This is a genomic window from Paracoccus sediminilitoris (assembly GCF_003259195.1).
In the GTDB taxonomy this organism is placed as follows: domain Bacteria; phylum Pseudomonadota; class Alphaproteobacteria; order Rhodobacterales; family Rhodobacteraceae; genus Paracoccus; species Paracoccus sediminilitoris.
In genome coordinates this window covers 1-2,207 of sequence record NZ_QJPK01000066.1, presented here as the reverse complement: position 1 = coordinate 2,207, position 2,207 = coordinate 1, and the positions used below count along the sequence as shown (strand labels likewise).

The window sequence follows — 2,207 nt, the reverse complement described above, 5'->3', positions numbered from 1 at the left end:
GGGTTGTCGCCGCCGTTTTGCATCAGTGCCTTGCGCAGGCGGCCGACATGGACGTCGATGGTGCGGGTGTCGACATAGATGTCGCGGCCCCAGACCCTGTCCAGCAGCTGTTCGCGCGTCCAGACCCGGCCCGGCTTTTCCATCAGCGTGGACAGCAGGCGGAATTCCGTCGGGCCCAGATGCAGCGACTGCCCTGCGCGAAAGACGCGATGTTCCGAGGCGTCGAGGATGATGTCGGCAAAGCTGAGCCTTTCGCCCATGCTGGCGGGCCGCGTGCGGCGAAGCTGGGTGCGCAGGCGCGCCATCAGTTCCACCACCGAATAGGGTTTGACCACGTAGTCGTCGGCGCCGGTTTCCAGGCCGCGGACCCGGTCCACCTCCTCGCTGCGCGCCGACAGCATGATGATGGGGATGCTGCGGGTGGCGGGGTCGGCCTTGACCTGGCGGCAGACCTCGATCCCCGACACCTTGGGCAGCATCCAGTCCAGCACGATCAGGTCTGGCTGTTCCTCGGCCACCAGCAGCAGCGCGTCCTCGCCATTATCGGCCACGACGCATTCGAAGCCCTCGGCTTCCAGGTTGTAATGCAGGACTTCGCGCTGCGCGCCCTCATCCTCGACGATCAGAACGCAGGGGGCCTGACGGGACATCGCTCAGCCCTCGCCCATGGCATCGACCATCGGGACGCTGTTGCCCTTGGGGCGCGCCTCGTCGGGCAGTTCGCCGGTCACCAGATAGACGACCTGCTCGGCGATCGAGGTGGCATGGTCGCCCATCCGCTCGACGTTCTTGGCGATGAAGTGCAGGTGCATGCACGAGGTGATGTTGCGCGGGTCCTCCATCATGTGGGTCAGGAACTCGCGGAACAGCGCGTTGTACATCTGGTCCACCTCCAGGTCGCGCAGGCGCACGTCCTGCGCCAGATCGGCGTCGCGGCGGATATAGCTGTCCAGCGCGTCCTGCAGCATCTTGTTGACCGCCTGGCTCATCCGGCGCAGCGCCATGCCGGCGCCTTCGATGGCGGGCATCTGGGACAGGACCTCGGTGCGCTTGGCCATGTTCTTGGCATAATCGCCGACCCGCTCCAGCGAGGCCGAGATCTTGATCACCGCCAGCACCATGCGCAGGTCGGTGGCGGTGGGGGCGCGCAGCGCGATCAGGCGGGCGGCGTCCTCGTTGATCTGGGCCTCCAGCGCGTCGATGGCCTTGTCGCGGCGGCGGACATCGTCGGCCAGGTCCTCGTCGCGCGTGTCCAGCGCGGTCGAGGCGTCGGTGATGGCGGCCTCGACCATGCCGCCCATCTTGACCACCAGCGCCTGGATGGTTTCCAGATCGCGGTCGAACGCCGAGGAGATATGCTTGTCGCGGTTCATCGTCTTTCCTTTCGTCAGCCGATCCGGCCCGAGATATAGGCCTCGGTGCGGCTGTCGCGGGGCTTGGTGAAGATGTCGTCGGTATCGCCATATTCGACCAGGTTGCCCAGATGGAAGAAGGCGGTCTTCTGGCTGACGCGGGCGGCCTGCTGCATCGAATGCGTCACGATCACCACCGAGAACCGCTCGCGCAGCTGCTCGATCAGTTCCTCGACCTGGCCGGTGGCGATGGGGTCCAGCGCCGAACAGGGTTCGTCCATCAGAAGGATTTCAGGGCTGGTGGCGACGGCGCGCGCGATGCACAGGCGCTGCTGCTGCCCGCCCGACAAGCCGGTGCCCGGTTCCGACAGCCGGTCCTTGACCTCGTTCCACAGGGCCGCGCCGCGCAGGCTGCTTTCCACGATCTCTTCCAACTCGGCCTTGTTGCGTGCCAGGCCGTGGATGCGCGGGCCATAGGCCACATTGTCGAAGATCGACTTGGGAAAGGGGTTGGGCTTCTGGAACACCATCCCCACCTTGGCGCGCAGCTGCACCGGATCGACGCGGCGGTCATAGATGTCCTCGCCGTCGATGGCGATCCGGCCTTCGATCCGGGCGCTGTCGATGGTGTCGTTCATCCGGTTCAGACAGCGCAGGAAGGTCGACTTGCCGCAGCCCGACGGACCGATGAAGGCGGTCACGGTCTTGTCCAGGATGTCGACGTCCAGATCCTTGATGGCCTGCTTCTGGCCATACCACACCTGAACGTCGCGGGCCTGAATCTTGGTCTCCTTCTGGCTCACGGCGCTCTCCGTTCGGGTCGTGTCATACATGGTTATGTCTCCTGGCGGCCGG

The 2,207-nt window shown here is 65.6% G+C and carries 3 protein-coding genes; all 3 read right to left on the bottom strand.

Annotation, left to right across the window (positions count from 1 at the left end; translation table 11 throughout):
- The coding region (gene phoB, locus DKT70_RS17535; protein ID WP_111560329.1) for a phosphate regulon transcriptional regulator PhoB at positions 1–650 on the bottom strand (650 nt) is incomplete at its 3' end.
- 3 nt (positions 651–653) lie between these two features.
- Complete coding sequence (gene phoU / locus DKT70_RS17530) at positions 654–1,373, bottom strand: phosphate signaling complex protein PhoU (RefSeq protein WP_111560328.1); 720 nt, start codon at positions 1,371–1,373, stop codon at positions 654–656.
- Positions 1,374–1,387: 14 nt separating this feature from the next.
- The gene (pstB, locus tag DKT70_RS17525; RefSeq protein WP_111560327.1) at positions 1,388–2,185 is read right to left on the bottom strand and encodes a phosphate ABC transporter ATP-binding protein PstB; all 798 of its coding nucleotides are present in this window, start codon (positions 2,183–2,185) and stop codon (positions 1,388–1,390) included.
- Between the last annotated feature and the right edge of the window lie 22 nt (positions 2,186–2,207).

Excerpts from the sequence above, each read along its gene's own strand:
- phoU (WP_111560328.1), bottom strand. The coding sequence starts at position 1,373 with ATGAACCGCGACAAGCATATCTCCTCGGCGTTCGACCGCGATCTGGAA.
- pstB (WP_111560327.1), bottom strand. The coding sequence starts at position 2,185 with ATGTATGACACGACCCGAACGGAGAGCGCCGTGAGCCAGAAGGAGACC.